Below are 18,413 nucleotides of genomic sequence, written 5' to 3'. Positions count from 1 at the left end.
TGACCACACTTCGTTTTTTACTTATCATTCCTCCTAAATAAAACCAACAAAACAAAGGAATCTTTATGCAATATTCTCTCGCACGTACCGAACAAGGTCAAACCTTTGGTATTACTGCAAAAATGGCAAACCGCCATGGCTTGATCGCTGGGGCGACAGGGACGGGGAAAACCGTGACATTACGTAAAATGGCAGAAGCGTTCAGTGATGATGGCGTACCGGTTTTTTTAGTCGATGTAAAAGGCGATTTGTCTGGTTTAGTAAAAGCGGGCACATTCAGTGGCAAAGTGGCAGAGCGTATTGAACAATTTAATTTAGGTGGTGAGAGTTATTTAAATGGCTATCCTGTGTCATTTTGGGATGTATTCGGTGAAACAGGCATCCCACTTCGTACCACGATTTCTGAAATGGGACCATTACTGCTTTCCCGTTTATTGAATTTAAACGCAACCCAAGAAGGCTTATTAAACCTCGTATTCCGTGTGGCAGATGATAAAGGCTTGCTACTCATCGATCTGAAAGACTTGCGTGCAATGCTTAAATTCGTGGCAGAGAACGCCAAATCGTTCCAAGTAGAATATGGCAACGTATCAGCTGCGAGTGTGGGCGCGATTCAACGTGCTTTACTGACCCTTGAAAATGAAGGGGCGACCAATCTTTTTGGTGAGCCGGCATTAAATCTCGAAGATTGGTTACAAACCCGTTATGGCCGTGGCGTGATCAATGTTTTAAATTCTGAAAAATTAATTAATTCCCCAAGAATGTATAGTGCATTCTTACTTTGGTTGATGTCTGAATTATTTGAACAATTACCGGAAGTTGGCGATCCAGAGAAACCAAAATTTGTGATGTTCTTCGATGAAGCGCATTTACTCTTTGATGGCGCACCGAGTGTGTTGGTGGACAAAGTGGAACAAGTGGTTCGGTTGATCCGTTCTAAAGGAGTAGGGATTTATTTTGTAACCCAAAATCCATTAGATTTACCGGATACCGTGTTAGGCCAATTAGGTAACCGTGTACAACACGCATTACGTGCTTTTACACCACGTGATCAAAAAGCAGTGAAATCTGCAGCAGAAACGTTCCGTTCAAATCCAGCTGTTAATGTGGTGGAAACCATTTCCACTTTAGGAGTGGGTCAAGCATTAATTTCATTCTTAGATGAAAAAGGCATGCCAACGCCAGTTGAAGTGGCGTATGTTTACCCACCGAAAAGCCAACTTGCACCGATTACTGAAGAAGAGCGAGCGGCGTGGGTGAAAGACGATGAGCTTTATGCCTTCTACAAAGATTACGTGGATAACGAATCCGCTTTCGAAGTATTAAATGCGCAAGCGGATTTAGCGGCAGTACAACAAAAACAAGCCGAGCAAGCGCAGCAAGAGGAAGAAAGCGGTTTATTGGGTAGACTAAGTCGTATGATTTTTGGAACACAAAAACGCGGGGATAAACTTTCTCCGACAGAACAAATGGTGAATAGCGTGGCAAAATCAGTTGGTCGCAATATTCGTAATGAAGTGACTAAACAAATTATGCGTGGTATCTTAGGGGCATTGAAAAAATAACGATAAGTTGGCCGCACTTTGCGGCAAGAATAATAAAGGAGATGATTATGTCTGATGTATTTCACTTAAACCTGACTAAAGCACAGTTGAAAGGCGCTACATTAGCTATTGTACCGGGCGATCCTGCACGTAGTGAACGTATTGCTAAAAAACTTGATAATCCTGAGTTTCTTGCAAGTACACGTGAATACACGTCTTGGTTAGGCTATCTAAATGGTCAACCGGTAGTCGTATGTTCAACCGGTATTGGTGGCCCTTCTACATCTATCTGTGTGGAAGAGCTAGCTCAGCTTGGCGTGCGTACATTCTTACGTATTGGTACAACAGGTGCAATTCAACCACATATTAATGTAGGTGATGTTCTTGTTACAACGGGTGCAGTCCGCCTTGATGGTGCAAGCTGTCACTTTGCGCCAATTGAATATCCAGCAGTGGCAAATTTTGAATGTACCACGGCACTTTTCAATGCGGCTAAAGAAAAAGGTATTGAGCCATTTGTAGGAATTACAGCCTCTTCAGATACTTTCTATCCAGGTCAAGAACGTTATGATACCTACAGTGGTAAAGTATATCGTGATTACCAAGGCTTGTTAAAACAATGGCAAGATCTCAATGTGATGAACTATGAGATGGAGTCAGCCACATTATTTACGATGTGTAATGCCCTTGGCTTACGAGCAGGTATGGTGGCAGGTGTGATTGTGAATCGTACACAACAAGAAATTCCAAATGAAGCGACCATGAAAGATACGGAAGACAAAGCAGTATCTGTCGTGGTGGAAGCAGCAAGAAAATTGTTAGCGTAATATGTAAAAGGCGTTTTAATAAAAACGCCTTTATTTTTTCATCATATAAAAACAAGTGAATTCTGCTTGATTCTGAAAAAAATTTTATCTCAATATTCAATTTTTTCTCAAAATGCTACAAAAGTGTGATGTACATCACAAAATCTACTCTCCTTTTTCATTAAAATTCAAAACCGTATGTTTACTAGAAAGGATTCATTATGGGCAGTACAACAAATCTTTCATCAAGAATGAATGGTATGAATAGTCATTATTCAACCGAAATTAAAAGTAAATATTTAAAATATCAGCTTCATTCTCTGATCGGTGTTTTTATTGGTTATATGTGTTACTACATAGTCCGTAATAACTTCGTATTATCCACCCCCTATTTAGCAGAAAAACTAGAACTTTCTAAGACGCAAATTGGTTTGCTCACCTCATCTTTACTTATTACGTACGGGTGTAGCAAAGGTGCAATGAGTATCTTGGCAGATAAAGCGAACCCTCGCTACTTTATGGCTTTAGGACTTCTTCTTTGTATTCTTATTAATATTATGATGGGGTTCTCAACAAGCTTCTATTTATTCGTAGGATTAGTCATTTTATTAGGGGTATTCCAAGGAATGGGGGTTGGTCCTTCAATTATTACCGTTGGGTATTGGTATCCACGTAGTCAGCGTGGGCGAGCAAGTACAACTTGGAATGTATCACATAATTTAGGTGGTGGTATTGTTGCGCCTATTGTAGGTGCTAGTCTTGCTTATTTCGGTTCTGAACAATGGGAAATCTCGACTTATGTTGTACCGAGTATCATTGCCTTAATTGGTGTTTTTCTTGTGTTATTTTTTGTGAAACGCCGTCCAGCTGAGGAAGGACTACCGACTGTTGAGGAAATGTATAACGAAGAAACGGTTAATACAAAATTAAAAGGTCATTTATCTGAAAAACCAGAAAATATGACTGCATTCCAAATTTTTTATCAATTTGTCGTTAAAAATCCTAATTCTTGGTATCTCGTTGGTGTTGATATTTTCACCTATATGGTTCGCTTTGGTATGTTAACTTGGATTCCACTTTATCTTCTTAAAGAAAAAGGTCTTACTAAAACAGATATGGGGGCTGCATTTATGATTTTTGAATGGGCAGCTATTCCATCAACGCTCATTGCTGGGTGGTTAATTGATAAATTTTTCCGTGGAAAAATTATGTATTTACCAATGATTTGTATGACAATTGTTTTCTTCTGTGTATTCGGTTACATGAACTCAGAATCCATTTTTGCCATTATTTTATTCTCTGCAATAGTTGGGTGTTTGGTCTATATTCCTCAATCTATGGTTGCAGTACAAGCAATGGAAGTTATTCCTAGTTTTGCATTAGGCTCAGCAGTAGGGTTACGTGGATTTATGAGTTATATTGTTGGTTCTACATTTGGTACAACATTGTTTGGTTTTGTTGTAGATAAATTTGGTTGGAGTAGTGGATTCTATACTATCATGTGTGGTGCGGTGATGTGTTTTATTTTCTGTTATCTATCTCACCGTGGATTACAAAAAATTCTTAATATGCAATAAATAAAAAAAGGCGTTTTAATTGAAAACGCCTTTTTTATCGAGTCTTAACTATTTGCCCTTGCAAAATCAGCCGCTCCGGCGACTAATTGCTCATCAGGTCGAATCCCAGTGTAGAGCTCAAATTGTTCGACAGCTTGTAGCACAATGACTTCTGCACCAGAAATGGTTTGTTTACCTTGCTGTTGAGCAAATTGGATAAACGGTGTTTCAGCAGGAATCGCTACCACATCAAAAGCGGTTTGAGCTTGTTGAATAAGATTTTCAGGAAAGGCGAGATCAAATTCTTCTTTTCCACCTTTCATCCCAATTGGCGTGACATTGACTAAAATATCTGCCGATTGATTATCTAAAGATGAGATATATTCATAGCCATAAAGTGCGGCTAAATTTTTACCTGTTTTTTCATTTCGAGCAAAAATCTTCAGATGCTCAAATCCACTGTTTTTAAAGGCGGCGACGACCGCTTTTGCCATGCCACCACTGCCTCGTACAATCACGCGACTATTTTTATCTAATTGATATTCTTGGATAAGTTTAACAATCGCAATATAATCGGTATTGTAAGCACGAAGAAAGCCTTGCTCATTCACAATAGTATTCACAGACTGAATGGCTTGTGCAGAAGGGGATATTTCATCTAAAAATGGCATGCAGCTTTCTTTAAAAGGCATTGAAACCGCACAACCTCGAATACCAAGTGCACGAATGCCTTTGATCGCATTTTCAATATCTGTAGTGGTAAAAGCTTTGTAGATAAAATTAAGTCCTAGTTTTTGATAGAGATAATTATGAAATGTGGTACCAAAATTACCTGGTCTGCCAGAAAGAGACATGCAAAGCAGGGTGTCTTTATTTATCATTCGGATATCCTTAGATATTTAAATTCATATCATCAGCAGTAAAATATTGATTCATTTCAAAAGCAGGTTTAGCATCTTTATCTTTACCGATAATTCGTGCGGGTACACCCGCAGCAGTAGCACATTCAGGCACGGGTTGAAGTACGACAGAGTTGGCGCCTATTTTGGCATATTTGCCCACTTCGATATTACCGAGAATTTTCGCCCCCGCCCCAATCATTACGCCTTCTCGTACTTTTGGATGGCGATCGCCTGATTCTTTACCTGTACCGCCAAGTGTGACACCTTGCAAGATAGACACATCATTTTCAATCACTGAAGTTTCGCCGACGACAATACCGGTAGCGTGGTCAAACATAATGCCGTGCCCAATTTTAGCCGCAGGGTGAATATCCACATCGAAAGCTACGGAAATCTGATTTTGTAAATAAAGTGCGAGTGCTTTTCGATTTTGATTCCACAAATAATGGGTAATACGATAGCTTTGAATGGCGTGAAAACCTTTTAGATAAAGCAATGGGGTAGACCACAATTCCACAGCGGGATCGCGGTGGCGCACAGCTTTAATATCACAAGCAGCACAATCAATGATATTAGGCTCGGCTTGATAGGCTTCTTCAATAATTTCACGCAGCGAAATTGCTGGCATGATAGGGTTAGCCAGTTTATTCGCAAGCAAATAACTCAAAGCGCTGCCGAGATTTTGATGCTTTAAAATGGTGGAATGGAAAAAGCTTGCGAGCATAGGCTCGCATTCTGCTAGTTCTTTTACCTCTTGGCGAATGTGTTGCCATACTTCTAGTGTCATTTTTTCTCCTTATTCGCCTTTTCGTGCACGACCCAATAAGCTTAATGCGACGTCTTGTGCACTTTTACCACAAAAGAGCATTTGGTAAATTTGCTCTGTAATTGGCATTTCTACGCCTTGTCGTTGTGCTAATAAATAAGTTTCTTTGGTGTTATAAAACCCTTCCACGACTTGACCAATTTCATCCATAGCTTGTTGGCTATCGGTACCTTTACCAAGCATTAAACCAAATCGACGGTTACGGGATTGGTTATCGGTACAAGTGAGCACTAAATCTCCTAAACCAGACATACCCATAAAGGTTTGTGCATTTGCGCCCATTGCTACGCCCAAGCGAGTAATTTCCGCAATACCACGGGTAATCAATGCGGTTCTCGCATTGGCACCAAATCCCATACCATCCGAAATACCCGCCCCTATCGCAATCACGTTTTTAATGGCACCACCTAATTGAACGCCGATTATATCTTGATTTACATATACCCGAAAATGCTGACTGCAATGAATTCGCGCTTGTAATTCTAAGGCAAACTTTTCATGACGAGAGGCAAGGGTAATCGCCGTTGGCAAACCTTGAGCCAATTCTTTCGCAAAAGTAGGACCTGAAAGCACCGCTGTCGGAATTGCTTTACCTAAGGTTTCTTCCACTACTTCTTGTAGTAATCGGCCGGTGTTGCGTTCTAATCCTTTGGTAGCCCAAATTAAACGATGATCAGGTTTTAAGTGCGGTCGAATTTTTAAGAGAATTTCGCCGAAAGCGTGACTTGGTACCACAATTAAAATGTCTTTCGATTGCTCAAGGGCAGTTTTCAAATCTAATTCTAAATACAAACTTTCAGGAAATTTAATATCAGGCAGAAAGCGACGATTTTGACGTTCCTGTTGCATTTGATGAATATGATCGGGATTGTGCCCCCAAAGATAGGTTGGCGAACCATTACGAGAAAATGAGATAGCGAGTGCTGTTCCATAAGAACCGCAACCAAGAATAGTAATTGGAGATTGGGATGTATTCATTTCAATCACCTTAAAAAAATAAAAGGGCAGACCATATCGCCTGCCCTTATCAAAATTAATGTTGGGTTTCTGGATTTTCTTCTACTTCGGCTGCAGCTTGCTGCTTATTCATGTATTCAATGAATAACGCATCGAAGTTTACCGGAGAAAGGTTTAATGCTGGGAATGTTCCGCGGTTGACTAAGTTAGAAATTAGTTCGCGCGCATAAGGGAAAAGCATATTTGGGCATTGAGATGTTAAGCAGTGCGCCATTTGAACATCTTCTAAACCGCTGATTGTAAATACACCAGATTGTTTCACTTCACAAATAAACGCTACATCACCAGAATCTTCCATGGTCGTTTCTACGTTGATGTTTAACGTTACTTCGTATAAATCTTCGCCCACTTGAACGGCTTCAGTGCTTAAATCAAAGCCAAGTTTTGGTTTCCATTCTTGGTGGAAAATATGAGGAAGATTTGGTGCTTCAAAAGAAACATCTTTTACATAAATACGTTGAATTTGAAGTACGGCTTCTTGTTGTTCTTCAGAGGCTACTTCAGGTTGTTGATTTTGTTCAGACATAGAGGATCCTTACTTATGTTTTTTTACTAATGGTAAATTTGCACCAGACCAAGCCGTTAAACCGTCTTTTAATACATAGACTTTTTCAAAGCCTTGTTTGGTTAAAAGCTCTGCAGATGTGGAAGAAGAAACACCGTTGATATCCACAATGATAACGGGCTTTCCTTTGTAATGTTCAATTTTTCCTACATTTTGATTTTTAATTTCTGTCGGAAGCAAGTTTACACTGTTAATAATATGACCACCTCGGAATTCATCGATAGGACGTAAGTCAATCACAACCGCCTCTTCGTCGTTTATTAAGCGAACGGCTTCTGGATTAGTGATGACGCGATATTTTTGTGTTGCACTTTTAAAAAAGGTGAAAAGTGTCATAAAAAGGACAGCAAACCATGCGATTGTTAAAAAAGTGTGTTTTTGAGCAAATTCAATTGCTTGAGGCATAAATTCTTGCATGTTGTTCTCAACTTAATTTTTGATAATGAATAAGAGTTTATCTTCAGATGAAATAAAGATTTAAGTATAACCGTACTTTGGTTATCTTTCAAAAAAATTCTCAAGTAAACGCAGGGGTGGCGAAAGCTTATACAATCATATGGCTAAAAATGTGATCGGGATCATAAATAGGTTATCTTGGTATTTATTCTCTACCTAATTAGGTAGAGAATGCCGATACTTTAATGAGTTAGTTCAAGGGGAATAAAATGAAATTCAAAAAATTAACCGCACTTATGATGGTTGGATTAGGTTTTTCTGTAGCACAAGCAGCAGAATTACCCAATATTACAATTTTAGCGACAGGCGGCACCATTGCTGGAAGTGGTGAAACTGCAGTTTCTTCTACTTATAAAGCAGGACAACTCAATATTGAGGCATTAATTGATGCAGTGCCTGAAATTAAGCAGCTAGCCAATGTAAAAGGTGAGCAAATTGTAAAAATTGGTTCACAGGATATGAGTGATGAGGTGTGGTTGAAATTAGCTAAAGCGATTAATACACAATGTAAAGACACCGATGGTTTTGTGATTACTCATGGTACAGATACGATGGAAGAAACCGCTTATTTTCTTGATCTGACTGCGAAATGTGAAAAACCGATCGTGTTGGTCGGTGCGATGCGTCCAGCAACAGAAAAAAGTGCGGATGGTCCATTAAATCTTTATAATGCTGTCGTGGTGGCATCTGATAAAAAATCAGCTGGCCGCGGCGTATTAGTAGCGATGAATGATGAAGTATTAGGGGCGCGAGATGTAACTAAAATGAGCACCACTGCTGTACAGACGTTTCATTCACCAAACTATGGCACGCTAGGCTATATTCACAATAGCAAAGTGGATTACGAGCGTTCGCCTGAAAGTAAACATACCGTAAACACACCGTTTAACATAGATAAATTAGACAGTTTACCGCAAGTTGGCATTGTTTATGCTTATTCTAATGCACCAATTGAACCGTTAAATTCATTATTGGATGCAGGCTATCAAGGTATTGTTTCAGCGGGTGTAGGTAATGGTAACGTGAATGCCGCACACTTAAAACGTTTAGAAAAAGCGGCGAAAGATGGTGTTGCAGTGGTACGTTCTTCCCGTGTGCCCACCGGTTATACAACACGTGATGCTGAAGTAGATGATTCTAAATATGGTTTTGTTGCTGCTGGTACGTTAAATCCGCAAAAAGCGAGGGTGTTGTTGCAACTTGCTTTAACGAAGACTAAAGATCCAAAAGTGATTCAGCAATATTTTGAAGATTTCTAATTTAGCAACATAAAATGTGTGGAAAATAATTGCACATTTCTATGCAAGATATTGAAATTTTTTGATCTAAATTATGGAATGCGTACCTATTTATTGTTATATTTACGTACGTTTTATTATATGACAACGATTTTTTATTGACTTAGGGGGTCAGTATGTCTGCAATGTTTTTATTGCAATTTGCCATTGTGCTATTGTGTATTTTAGTGGGCGCTCGCGTCGGAGGTATTGGTTTAGGAGTATTTGGTGGTTTAGGACTGGCCATTCTCTCGTTCGGTTTTGGTTTAAAACCCGCAGGCTTACCAATTGATGTGATGTTTATGATTATGGCTGTAGTTTCAGCGGCAGCTGCAATGCAAGCTGCGGGTGGTTTAAATTATATGATTAAAATTGCGACTAAAATTTTACGTCGTAATCCTAAACATATTACTTTTATTGCGCCAGCCGTGACGTGGTTATTTACATTTTTGGCGGGTACTGGTCATGTTGCTTATTCTGTTTTACCGGTTATTGCGGAAGTCAGCCGTCAAAATGGCATCCGTCCTGAACGTCCACTTTCAATGGCTGTGATTGCTTCTCAGTTTGCAATTGTTGCAAGTCCTATTGCTGCAGCAGTGGTGGCAGTCGTTGCTTATCTTGAACCTCAAGGTATTCATCTTGGTGATGTGTTGATGATTACTATTCCAGCGACTATTTTAGGTCTTTTCTTAGCTTGTATCTTTGTTAACAAAATAGGGAAAGAACTTAAAGATGATCCAGAATATCAACGTCGCTTAAAAGATCCGAAATATGCTGATGCATTCAATTCAACAACCGATACAAACGAATTTGAAGTGAGTAAAACAGCTAAAATCTCTCTTTCCTTATTCTTATGTGGTGCTTTACTCGTTGTGTTAATGGGTGCAGTGCCTTCTTTACGTCCAGTATTTGATGGTAAACCGATGGGGATGGCTCATACGATTGAAATCATTATGCTATCTATTGGGGCATTAATTATCTTTACTTGTAAACCGGATGGCACAGAAATAACTAAAGGTTCCGTATTCCATGCGGGCATGCGTGCCGTTATAGCCATTTTTGGTATTGCTTGGTTAGGTGATACGTTGATGCAGGCACATATGGTAGAAGTAAAAGAAATGGTGAAAGGCTTAGTGGAAACTGCACCATGGACATTTGCTTTAGCGCTATTCGTGTTATCTGTTTTAGTTAATAGCCAAGGCGCAACAGTAGCAACATTATTCCCACTTGGTATTGCATTAGGTATTCCTGCGCCTGTCTTAATTGGGGTATTTGTTGCAGTAAATGGTTACTTCTTTGTGCCTAATTATGGTCCTATTATTGCGTCAATTGATTTTGATACAACGGGTACAACTAAAATTGGTAAATATATTTTCAATCATAGTTTTATGTTACCAGGGCTATTAAGTATGGTCTTTAGTCTAGTTATTGGTTTATTACTTGCAAATGTTTTATTATAAAATTTATAGCTAGCTAAAACGGTGCATATTGTTTTATGCACCGTTTTTTATTTTTTTATGAAACTTATTAATCAGATTTTGTTCTAATAAGTATTCTATTTTTATAAGGAAAACCAATGAAATTATTTAAAATCCTTTTTGCTGCATTAATTGCTTATGTGCCAACAGCATGGTCTGCGGCGGATTACAATATTAAATACAGCTCAAATTATTTAATGCCCGCTTATGTGCATTTTAAGGCTGATGGTTCACAATATTCAGTCAATGCGAAAATTAATATTCCGTTGTACAACATTGTGTTTACTTCTCGTGGTTCACAAACTTCGAGCCAATTTAAAATGGTGAATTATCAAGATGTACGTAATGGTAAGTCTTATGCTATTTCTAAAATTTCGCCAACAATAATTGAATACGGTAAAGTGAAAAATGGATTAGAAACCGAGCCGTTAAAATTACCAACTTTTGATTTATTCACCATGGCATTTCAGTTGAGTTATTACGATAAATTGCCAACCAGCTTCCAAATTACAAATGGTAAAAAACTTTACCCAATGGAAAATGTGAATGTGAAGAAAGTAGAAAAACAGATCCAATATAATAAGCAAACTGTCACGGAAATCACTTATTCATTTAAAACAGGTAATAAGGATATTATGGTGAAGAAATTCTCAGGTGAACAATTTCCACGTTATATCAAATACACCAGAGATGGTGATGATTATGAGTTAGAGTTTGATGAGTTTGTTAAATAACATCAGATGAGAAAAAGAAGCCACGAAAGATTGCGTGGCTTTTTATTTTATAGCTTATTGTGCATACATAAATACTTGAACGAGAAGAAGTATCGATGAGATAACAAACTGACAGCCTACGATCGGCATGACAAATTTCAACCATTTGTTGAATGGAATACCAAGCATTTGTAGCGTGACAAGGACTAATCCTGTCGGTGCGAGGAACAACATAATATATTGTCCCCAGTTGTAAGCCGATACAACAATGTCTCTCGGGATGCCAACGGTATCAGCCAGCGGAGCCATAATTGGCATGGCGAGTACGGCAAGACCTGAAGATGAAGGTACAACTAACCCTAAGAAAATGAAGACCAAGAGCTGACCAATAATAAAGACGCCACCATTCATTCCACCGACAAGATGTGTCATATAATCGAGAATCGTGTCTGAAATCATTCCTTGTTCCAGAATGATATTGACTGCTCGAGCGAGTCCGATAATCAATGCGACGCCGACTAATTCAGAGGCGCCATGAGTAAACCCATTTACGACATCTTTTTCAGGCAATCCGCTGATGAACATAATAATAATGGTTATGGCTAGGAAGGAAGCCGCCATTTGAGGAAACCACCAGCCCCCAAACATAACACCCCATACCATGAGAGGAAAGGCGCCACTAAATAGAATCAGAATCAGTTTTCTTCTAAAGGTAAATTCAACGGTTGCATTGGGATCGATATCTTTCATATAGAGATCATAGAAGGCTTGGCGATCGTCATACGTATAAGAAAATTCAGGATTGGCACGCAGTTTTTTACAATACCAATACATGTAAGCAATCACACACGCACCACCAAGAATAAGTCCCAATGTACGAAATCCCATTCCTTCCGTGAATGGAATACCCGCAGCATTTGAGGCAATGACAACGGAGAAGGGATTGATTGTAGAGAATGCCGTTCCCATTGAGGCGGCGAGGAATATGGCACCAACACAGACAATGGAATCATAGCCTAAGGCTAAAAAGACAGGAACAAGAATTGGGTAGAAGGCTACTGCTTCTTCCTCAATGCCACAAGCCGTACCGCCTAACAGCATTAACACACAGACAGCAAAGACAACGGAGAATTCATTTCCTTTCGTTTTTTTGGTGAGAGACATTAATCCGGCATTGAATGCTCCTGTTTTGTTTATCACACCAATCATTCCACCGAGTATGAAGATAAAAATCATAATATCCGCGACTTCAATGGTGCCATCCACCATGGCGTGAATCATATCTGTAATGCCTTTTTCGTGTTGTTCAATGCGTTGATAGGTATCGGGGATAGCAATCGGCTTTTTGATAATGCCGTTGGTGAAATGAGAAAGTTGAATTTTGATATTGAGTTGATTAAGCGTTTGTTCTGTTGCTGGATAGCTTTGATCGGGAATTCCGTGGGTTTTGACAATAAAATGATGTTCGGTGTTGTCGTAGGAAAGTTTAGAGTAGGACCCTGAGGGAATAAGCCAAGTAAGACCAATAGCAATAAGAAGAATAATAAAGAGAATGCTAAATGCAGAAGGGAACTTCATCTTTTTCTTTGATGTTTCCATTATGGAGAACTCCTAGTGTTCGGATTAGTGGATAAGCCGAGCGCGTATTCTACATAAAAAGAACCTCAAAGCAAAGAGTGGTTTTTTATAAAAACAATAATATCAGGGTGAGCAATCGTTTACCTAGGCCAGGCTCGGTTGTCATTAAACCTGGCTTAAGTCTATTTTATTTAGGAAAATTGAGTAATTTTTTCACTCAAATCATCCAACATTTCATAACGTTTTCGATACATAGAACGTTTTTTGCTGGCGATTTCTTCCAGTGGTTTGCGGGTGCTTTCAAGCGGTAATTGCCAATATTGACCTTTTAATTGCCCTTGGTTTTCTTGCCAGAATTCATCGTAATTGAATAGAATTTTACTGCGTGCAGATAAACGGTATTTACCTTGTGAAGTGTGAGGAATACCGATTAATTCATATTGCCATTTTTCAGCTAGTAAGCGGAAAACATTCATCAACATAAACATTGGACGAACACCGTGTAATTCTTTTGTGGTTTGTTTTACCGCTTCTTGCGCCTCTTCATAAGAAGGGCCTTGAATTGAGGCGATAAGTAATTTATTTGGCTTTAAGAAGGTGAAAGAAGCATCATAAATGCTACGCCCATCATTATCTTTTAAGTTAATGGAAAAATAACCTTCAAAAGGATCAATCTGGTTGATATTGAAATAGATACCAAGCTGATCTGTTAATTGTGCCAATAAAAGGGATTTTTCTTGTAGCAATTTTTTACAAAATTCTACGCCCATTTTTTCTTCAAGCATTAACAGACTATTGGTAATGGCATTGAGTCGCTCTGTTGCAGAAAAACGTTTGTCACAATAGGTTGCGAGCAATGCATTAAAACGATATGGATTTTGTTGAAAAAGCGGAATCCAAGTTTGGTTTGTATTTAAGAAATTAACCAATGCATCACATTGTTTTTTAAATAAAAATTTGCGTCCATAATAACGGGCTTTATCCCTTAATTGTTTTTTTAATGGATGATTACAAGAATCGGGCAGTAATTCTTGAAAGGTCGCGAAAGTAATAGTTTGTTTTGCTGTCATAATGGGTAAAGTGCGGTTATTTTTTCAAACGTTTTTATTAGGTAAAATCATGCTGATTTTTAACCGCACTTATTGTACCTGTATTCCATGGTTTTTCCAATTAACCATCAATAAAGGTGGTTCTTTACTTGCCTATTTTTCGATTTCTCCTTAATATGCCAAATCCTACCTTGAATTTATGCAACTCATCCCCATATTCAATGAAATTATAGAATTGATGTAAGAGAGATAACTATGAACGCCAAAAGAACTCAACAACGTACACTTCCTGTATTGCCATTACGGGATGTTGTCGTTTTCCCTTATATGGTGATGCCACTTTTTGTTGGGCGCGCAAAATCGATTAGCGCCCTTGATGAAGCCATGAATGAGTGCAAACAATTATTATTGGTGTCACAAAAGCAGGCTGATTTAGAAGAACCTACCGTTGATGATGTATTCGATGTCGGGACGATTGCCAATATTATTCAATTATTAAAATTGCCAGACGGCACAGTGAAAGTGTTGGTGGAAGGGCAACAGCGCGCGAAAATCAATCAATTAAATGATGGTGAAGACCATTTTTCTGCGGAAGTCACACCGATTGAAACCACGTTTGGCGATGAAAAAGAATTAGATGTGGTGAAGGCAGCCGTTTTAAATGAATTTGAAAGTTATCTGCAACTTAATAAAAAAATCCCTGCAGATGTTTTAGGTGCGCTTCAACGCATTGATGATGCTGATCGTTTAGCAGATACCATGGCTGCGCATATTCCAGTGACCGTTCGCCATAAACAAAGCGTGTTAGAACTGGCAGATGTGCAAGAGCGTTTAGAATACTTGCTCGGCATGATGGAATCTGAAGCAGATATTCTTCAAGTTGAAAAACGCATCCGCGGCCGTGTGAAAAAACAAATGGAGAAAAGTCAGCGTAACTATTATCTTAGCGAACAAATTAAAGCGATTCGCAAAGAAATGGACGAAGGCGAAAGCGAAGATACTATTGATGAAGTTGAGCAACTTCGTCAAAAGGTCGAAGCGGCAGGTATGCCAGCAGATGTGCGTGATAAAGTAGAAAGCGAGTTACAAAAACTCAAAATGATGTCAGCAATGTCGGCTGAAGCGACAGTGGTGCGTAGCTATATTGAATGGATGCTTCAAGTGCCATGGCATAAACGTACCAAAGTGAAGAAAGATATCGCAAAAGCTCAACAGGTTTTAGATGCGGATCACTATGGTTTAGAACGAGTGAAAGAACGTATTTTAGAATACCTTGCGGTGCAAGCGCGTTTAAACAAAATCAAAGGACCAATCCTTTGCTTAGTGGGGCCGCCAGGGGTAGGTAAAACCTCACTGGGTCAATCTATTGCGAATGCAACAGGTCGTAAATATGTACGCATGGCATTAGGTGGGGTACGCGATGAAGCAGAAATCCGCGGTCACCGTAAAACCTATATTGGTGCATTGCCGGGTAAATTGATTCAAAAAATGGCAAAAGTTGGTGTGAAAAACCCACTCTTCTTGCTTGATGAAATTGATAAAATGTCTTCGGATATGCGTGGTGATCCCGCATCAGCCTTGTTAGAAGTGCTTGATCCAGAACAAAATACCACCTTCAACGATCACTATCTTGAAGTGGACTACGATTTGTCTGATGTGATGTTTGTGGCAACCTCAAATTCCATGAATATTCCAGGTCCATTGTTAGATCGTATGGAAGTGATTCGTCTTTCTGGTTATACCGAAGATGAAAAACTGAATATTGCGATGCAACATTTGTTACAAAAACAAATTGAACGTAATGGATTGAAAAAAGGCGAATTAACCATCGAAGAAAACGCGATTTTAGATATTATCCGTTATTACACCCGTGAAGCTGGTGTGCGTGGATTAGAGCGTGAGATTTCTAAAATCTGTCGTAAAGCAGTGAAGAATTTATTGGTCAATCCAAAAGTGAAATCGATTACCGTTAATTCAGACAACTTGCATGACTATCTTGGTGTGAAACGTTTTGAATTTGGTAAAGCGGATACCCAAAACCGTGTGGGCGAAGTAACAGGCCTTGCGTGGACAGAAGTGGGTGGTGACTTACTAACCATTGAAACTGCTTCAGTAGTAGGTAAAGGCAAATTAACCTTCACCGGTTCATTAGGCGATGTGATGAAAGAATCTATCCAAGCAGCCATGACCGTAGTCCGTGCACGTGCTGAAAAATTGGGTATCAATTCTGAATTCCATGAAAAACGTGATATTCACATTCACGTACCAGATGGCGCAACACCGAAAGATGGCCCAAGTGCAGGTATTGCAATGTGTACGGCATTGGTTTCTTGCTTAACGGGTAACCCAGTGCGTGCCGATGTCGCGATGACTGGTGAAATCAGCCTACGCGGTAAAGTATTACCAATTGGCGGATTGAAAGAAAAATTACTTGCGGCACATCGTGGTGGCATTAAAACCGTATTGATTCCAAAAGATAACGTGAAAGATTTGGAAGAAATTCCTGGTAACGTAAAAGAAAATCTTGCGATTCATGCGGTAGAAACCATTGATGAAGTGTTAGGCTTAGCGTTAGAAAATCCACCAGAAGGCATTGAGTTCGTGAAAGTGGAAACGAAAGCGAAAGCACCACGCCGTAAAGCTGCGACTAAAACAGCAAGAGCGGTCAATTAATGACTCATTTTTAGGGCTTGTGAAAACAAGCCCTTTTGACTTTTAATTATGCAAAAATTTCCCCCTCTTTCCCTTTATGTGCATATTCCCTGGTGTGTGCAGAAATGCCCTTATTGTGATTTCAATTCGCATGCACAGAAAGGCGCAATTCCTGAACAAGAATATGTGCAACATCTGATCGCCGATCTTGAGGCAGACTTAGAGAAATATCAGGCTAGTATTCAAAATCGTCCACTCCATTCAATTTTTATTGGTGGTGGCACGCCGAGTTTATTTTCAGCGGAAAGTATCAAGTTGTTATTGGCAGAAATTCAACGTCGTATTCCTTTTTCAGAGAATATTGAAATAACTATGGAAGCTAATCCAGGCACAGTGGAGGCGGAGCGTTTTAAAGGCTATGTGGATGCTGGTGTAACACGTATTTCCATGGGCATCCAAAGTTTTAATGACGATAAATTACAACGTTTAGGACGTATTCATAATGCGGAGGAAGCTAAAAGTGCGGTCAGTTTAGCGAAAGTTTCTGGGTTAAAAAGTTTCAATCTAGATTTAATGCACGGCTTGCCAAATCAAGCACTTGAGGAAGCGCTAGATGATTTGCGACAAGCCATTGAGCTTGCTCCACCACACCTTTCTTGGTATCAGCTCACCATTGAACCGAATACCATGTTTGCTTATCGCCCGCCTACATTGCCGGATGATGATGAGCTTTGGGATATTTTTGAGCAAGGCCATCAGCTTTTAACCGAAGCGGGTTATCAACAATATGAAACATCCGCTTATGCAAAGCCGGGCTTTCAATGTCAGCACAATCTGAATTATTGGCGATTCGGGGATTATTTGGCGATAGGTTGTGGTGCACATGGAAAACTGACTTTTCCTGATGGCGATATTTTACGTTTTTCTAAAACGAAGCATCCAAAAGGCTATTTGCGTGGTGAATATCTTTATGAAGAAAAATACGTGGAAAAAAATGACCGCGCTTTTGAGTTCTTTATGAATCGTTTTCGTTTATTGGAAGCCGTGCCAAAACAAGAGTTTGAATATTACACAGGGCTTTCGCAAAGTGCGGTCAAAAATCAAATTGATTTTGCGATCCAGCAGAATTATATTGTGGAAACACCTGATTATTGGCAGATCACCGAACATGGGAAATTATTTTTAAACGAACTATTAGCGCTTTTCTTAGATGAATAAAATTTTTTCATCATCACGAATAAATTTTTACACTTGTTTATTTAATAGGGTCATATTAAAGTAAAGCAAACGTTTACGTTATTATTCAAAATTTAAAAGGGACAGAGAAATGGATCAACTAGAAATGAAAAAATTAGCAGCACGCGCAGCGTTAAAATATGTTAAACCCGATACGATTGTTGGTGTAGGAAGTGGCTCAACAGTGAATTGTTTTATTGAAGCTTTAGGTGAATTAAAAGATCAAATTCAAGGTGCGGTAGCCGCATCTAAAGCCTCAGAAGAATTATTGCGTAAACAGGGCATTGAAGTGTTTAGTGCTAACGATGTATCCAGTTTAGATATTTATGTAGATGGCGCAGATGAAATCAATCCACAAAAAATGATGATCAAAGGCGGCGGTGCGGCATTGACTCGCGAAAAAATTGTGGCCGCTTTAGCGAAAAAATTTATTTGTATCGTGGATTCCAGTAAACAAGTGGATGTTTTGGGTACGACCTTCCCATTACCAGTAGAAGTCATTCCAATGGCACGTTCACAAGTCGGTCGTAAATTAGTTTCTCTTGGCGGCGCGCCTGAATATCGTGAAGGTGTAGTAACGGATAACGGTAACGTGATTTTAGATGTACATAACTTCGCCATTTTAAATCCAGTGGAAATGGAAAAAGAATTGAATAACGTAGCTGGTGTGGTAACAAATGGTATTTTTGCCTTACGCAGTGCGGATATTGTGATTGTTGGTACACCAGAAGGCGCAAAAGTCATCGATTAATAAAAAT

At 39.2% G+C, this 18,413-nt stretch carries 16 protein-coding genes; 9 read left to right on the top strand and 7 right to left on the bottom strand.

Annotated features, from left to right (window positions below; all coding sequences use genetic code 11):
- Positions 1 to 65: 65 nt before the first annotated feature.
- The 3 genes from ACXVWP_RS07260 (at position 66) to ACXVWP_RS07250 (ending at position 3,927) form a co-directional block, all read left to right on the top strand.
- The gene (locus ACXVWP_RS07260) at positions 66 to 1,565 is read left to right on the top strand and encodes a helicase HerA-like C-terminal domain-containing protein (protein ID WP_128787925.1); all 1,500 of its coding nucleotides are present in this window, start codon (positions 66 to 68) and stop codon (positions 1,563 to 1,565) included.
- A gap of 47 nt (positions 1,566 to 1,612) precedes the next feature.
- Positions 1,613 to 2,371 (top strand): uridine phosphorylase, encoded by a 759-nt coding sequence (gene udp / locus ACXVWP_RS07255; RefSeq protein WP_005759059.1) that lies wholly within the window; start codon positions 1,613 to 1,615, stop codon positions 2,369 to 2,371.
- A gap of 200 nt (positions 2,372 to 2,571) precedes the next feature.
- Positions 2,572 to 3,927, top strand: coding sequence for an MFS transporter (locus tag ACXVWP_RS07250; RefSeq protein WP_289902381.1), 1,356 nt, complete (start codon positions 2,572 to 2,574; stop codon positions 3,925 to 3,927).
- Between the two features lie 44 nt (positions 3,928 to 3,971).
- On the opposite strand, the gene ACXVWP_RS07245 is transcribed toward ACXVWP_RS07250, so the two are convergent.
- The 5 genes from ACXVWP_RS07245 to ACXVWP_RS07225 are packed head-to-tail and all read right to left on the bottom strand — an operon-like array spanning position 3,972 to position 7,633.
- Positions 3,972 to 4,787: a shikimate 5-dehydrogenase gene (locus ACXVWP_RS07245; RefSeq protein ID WP_289902382.1), complete on the bottom strand. Its 816-nt coding sequence runs from the start codon at positions 4,785 to 4,787 to the stop codon at positions 3,972 to 3,974.
- A 10-nt stretch (positions 4,788 to 4,797) separates the two neighbouring features.
- Positions 4,798 to 5,595, bottom strand: coding sequence for a serine O-acetyltransferase (gene cysE, locus ACXVWP_RS07240; RefSeq protein WP_289902383.1), 798 nt, complete (start codon positions 5,593 to 5,595; stop codon positions 4,798 to 4,800).
- 9 nt (positions 5,596 to 5,604) lie between these two features.
- Positions 5,605 to 6,612, bottom strand: a complete 1,008-nt coding sequence (gene gpsA, locus ACXVWP_RS07235) for an NAD(P)H-dependent glycerol-3-phosphate dehydrogenase (protein WP_289902384.1) — start codon at positions 6,610 to 6,612, stop codon at positions 5,605 to 5,607.
- 55 nt (positions 6,613 to 6,667) lie between these two features.
- Positions 6,668 to 7,177 carry a protein-export chaperone SecB gene (gene secB / locus ACXVWP_RS07230; protein ID WP_049355631.1) on the bottom strand — a complete coding sequence of 170 codons (510 nt, stop codon included), beginning with the start codon at positions 7,175 to 7,177 and terminating at the stop codon, positions 6,668 to 6,670.
- A 9-nt stretch (positions 7,178 to 7,186) separates the two neighbouring features.
- The gene (locus ACXVWP_RS07225) at positions 7,187 to 7,633 is read right to left on the bottom strand and encodes a rhodanese-like domain-containing protein (protein WP_049355632.1); all 447 of its coding nucleotides are present in this window, start codon (positions 7,631 to 7,633) and stop codon (positions 7,187 to 7,189) included.
- 248 nt (positions 7,634 to 7,881) lie between these two features.
- On the opposite strand from ACXVWP_RS07225, the gene ansB reads away from it, so the two are divergent.
- The 3 genes from ansB (at position 7,882) to ACXVWP_RS07210 (ending at position 11,161) form a co-directional block, all read left to right on the top strand.
- Entirely contained in the window at positions 7,882 to 8,931 is a 1,050-nt protein-coding gene (gene ansB, locus ACXVWP_RS07220) for an L-asparaginase 2 (protein ID WP_126470071.1), read from the top strand.
- A gap of 155 nt (positions 8,932 to 9,086) precedes the next feature.
- Positions 9,087 to 10,409 (top strand): anaerobic C4-dicarboxylate transporter, encoded by a 1,323-nt coding sequence (locus ACXVWP_RS07215; RefSeq protein WP_049355634.1) that lies wholly within the window; start codon positions 9,087 to 9,089, stop codon positions 10,407 to 10,409.
- 116 nt (positions 10,410 to 10,525) lie between these two features.
- Positions 10,526 to 11,161: a hypothetical protein gene (locus tag ACXVWP_RS07210; RefSeq protein ID WP_126470073.1), complete on the top strand. Its 636-nt coding sequence runs from the start codon at positions 10,526 to 10,528 to the stop codon at positions 11,159 to 11,161.
- 54 nt (positions 11,162 to 11,215) lie between these two features.
- Here the strand turns inward: ACXVWP_RS07210 and ACXVWP_RS07205 are convergent, their stop codons facing one another.
- Both ACXVWP_RS07205 and ACXVWP_RS07200 read right to left on the bottom strand, forming a co-directional pair.
- Entirely contained in the window at positions 11,216 to 12,739 is a 1,524-nt protein-coding gene (locus ACXVWP_RS07205) for a YfcC family protein (protein WP_126470075.1), read from the bottom strand.
- A 170-nt stretch (positions 12,740 to 12,909) separates the two neighbouring features.
- Positions 12,910 to 13,788 (bottom strand): VirK/YbjX family protein, encoded by an 879-nt coding sequence (locus tag ACXVWP_RS07200; RefSeq protein ID WP_126470077.1) that lies wholly within the window; start codon positions 13,786 to 13,788, stop codon positions 12,910 to 12,912.
- Positions 13,789 to 14,022: 234 nt separating this feature from the next.
- Here ACXVWP_RS07200 and lon point away from each other — a divergent pair, with 234 nt between their 5' ends.
- The 3 genes from lon to rpiA all read left to right on the top strand — a co-directional run bounded on the left by lon (position 14,023) and on the right by rpiA (position 18,406).
- Entirely contained in the window at positions 14,023 to 16,440 is a 2,418-nt protein-coding gene (gene lon, locus ACXVWP_RS07195) for an endopeptidase La (protein WP_289902385.1), read from the top strand.
- A 48-nt stretch (positions 16,441 to 16,488) separates the two neighbouring features.
- On the top strand, positions 16,489 to 17,637 hold the full coding sequence (gene hemW / locus ACXVWP_RS07190; protein WP_126470081.1) for a radical SAM family heme chaperone HemW: 1,149 nt from the start codon (positions 16,489 to 16,491) through the stop codon (positions 17,635 to 17,637).
- A gap of 109 nt (positions 17,638 to 17,746) precedes the next feature.
- A complete protein-coding gene (gene rpiA / locus ACXVWP_RS07185; protein ID WP_126470083.1) occupies positions 17,747 to 18,406 on the top strand; it encodes a ribose-5-phosphate isomerase RpiA in 660 nt (219 codons plus the stop codon).
- The last annotated feature ends 7 nt before the right edge of the window (positions 18,407 to 18,413 follow it).

It is taken from the genome of Haemophilus sp. SZY H56 (genome assembly GCF_054332415.1).
Note: the sequence above shows the minus strand (reverse complement) of the source record. Positions and strands in the feature narration are given on the sequence as shown.

What these genes read in the sequence shown, in the direction of transcription:
- ACXVWP_RS07200 (WP_126470077.1), bottom strand. Translation starts at nt 13,788, where the DNA reads ATGACAGCAAAACAAACTATTACTTTCGCGACCTTTCAAGAATTACTG.
- cysE (WP_289902383.1), bottom strand. Translation starts at nt 5,595, where the DNA reads ATGACACTAGAAGTATGGCAACACATTCGCCAAGAGGTAAAAGAACTA.
- ACXVWP_RS07210 (WP_126470073.1), top strand. Translation starts at nt 10,526, where the DNA reads ATGAAATTATTTAAAATCCTTTTTGCTGCATTAATTGCTTATGTGCCA.
- ACXVWP_RS07225 (WP_049355632.1), bottom strand. Translation starts at nt 7,633, where the DNA reads ATGCAAGAATTTATGCCTCAAGCAATTGAATTTGCTCAAAAACACACT.
- gpsA (WP_289902384.1), bottom strand. Translation starts at nt 6,612, where the DNA reads ATGAATACATCCCAATCTCCAATTACTATTCTTGGTTGCGGTTCTTAT.
- ACXVWP_RS07215 (WP_049355634.1), top strand. Translation starts at nt 9,087, where the DNA reads ATGTCTGCAATGTTTTTATTGCAATTTGCCATTGTGCTATTGTGTATT.
- hemW (WP_126470081.1), top strand. Translation starts at nt 16,489, where the DNA reads ATGCAAAAATTTCCCCCTCTTTCCCTTTATGTGCATATTCCCTGGTGT.
- lon (WP_289902385.1), top strand. Translation starts at nt 14,023, where the DNA reads ATGAACGCCAAAAGAACTCAACAACGTACACTTCCTGTATTGCCATTA.
- udp (WP_005759059.1), top strand. Translation starts at nt 1,613, where the DNA reads ATGTCTGATGTATTTCACTTAAACCTGACTAAAGCACAGTTGAAAGGC.
- ACXVWP_RS07245 (WP_289902382.1), bottom strand. Translation starts at nt 4,787, where the DNA reads ATGATAAATAAAGACACCCTGCTTTGCATGTCTCTTTCTGGCAGACCA.
- secB (WP_049355631.1), bottom strand. Translation starts at nt 7,177, where the DNA reads ATGTCTGAACAAAATCAACAACCTGAAGTAGCCTCTGAAGAACAACAA.
- rpiA (WP_126470083.1), top strand. Translation starts at nt 17,747, where the DNA reads ATGGATCAACTAGAAATGAAAAAATTAGCAGCACGCGCAGCGTTAAAA.
- ACXVWP_RS07250 (WP_289902381.1), top strand. Translation starts at nt 2,572, where the DNA reads ATGGGCAGTACAACAAATCTTTCATCAAGAATGAATGGTATGAATAGT.
- ACXVWP_RS07260 (WP_128787925.1), top strand. Translation starts at nt 66, where the DNA reads ATGCAATATTCTCTCGCACGTACCGAACAAGGTCAAACCTTTGGTATT.
- ACXVWP_RS07205 (WP_126470075.1), bottom strand. Translation starts at nt 12,739, where the DNA reads ATGGAAACATCAAAGAAAAAGATGAAGTTCCCTTCTGCATTTAGCATT.
- ansB (WP_126470071.1), top strand. Translation starts at nt 7,882, where the DNA reads ATGAAATTCAAAAAATTAACCGCACTTATGATGGTTGGATTAGGTTTT.